The sequence below is a fragment of the Allobaculum fili genome (assembly GCF_020969955.1).
GTDB lineage: Bacteria > Bacillota_I > Bacilli_A > Erysipelotrichales > Erysipelotrichaceae > Allobaculum > Allobaculum fili.
This window is the reverse complement of sequence record NZ_JAHDSX010000104.1, coordinates 1-586: the sequence shown is the minus strand read 5'-3', so window position 1 is coordinate 586 and position 586 is coordinate 1. Positions and strand designations below refer to the sequence as shown.

Sequence of the window (586 nt, the reverse complement as noted above, 5' to 3'; positions counted from 1 at the left end):
ATTTCTTCTCAAGCTCCACAATGCGTAGATACAAAGCCTTATAAACTGAATCCTCATTTGGAAACGAGCCCTTTTTTGTTACTTTTCGCAGGCTGGAGTTAACCGACTCAATCGCATTGGTTGTATACATTATCTTTCGGACAGCGCTGCCGTGGTTAAACAGCTGGAGTACGTGATGAAAGTTACGTTCCCAGACGCTCACGGAACCAGGATATTGGCTCCATTTCTCCTTAAATTCATCGAAAGCACCCTCTGCTTCTTTAGCGTTCAAAGCACCGTAGACTCTCTTGATATCCTTGCAGAAACCAGCTCTTTCTTTGTTTGGAATATATTTAAGCGAGTTACGAAGAATATGAACAATGCAGCGCTGCACAGTAACGTTCGGAAATACAGCCTTAGCGCCGCTTTCAAGCCCGCTTACACCGTCCATGGACAGGAAAAAAATGTCTTCTATGCCTCGTGCCTTCAGTTCGTCAAAGATCTCCATCCAAAAGTGCCTGGATTCGCTCTCGCCGATCCAGATGCCAAGGATATCTTTGCAGCCTTCCGTGTCATAGCCAAGAACCACATATACAGCCTGTTCTTT

1 protein-coding gene is annotated in these 586 nt (G+C 45.2%); it reads right to left on the bottom strand.

The window, feature by feature from the left end:
* The coding region (locus Afil_RS11640) for an IS256 family transposase (protein WP_230268542.1) at positions 1 to 586 on the bottom strand (586 nt) is incomplete at both ends.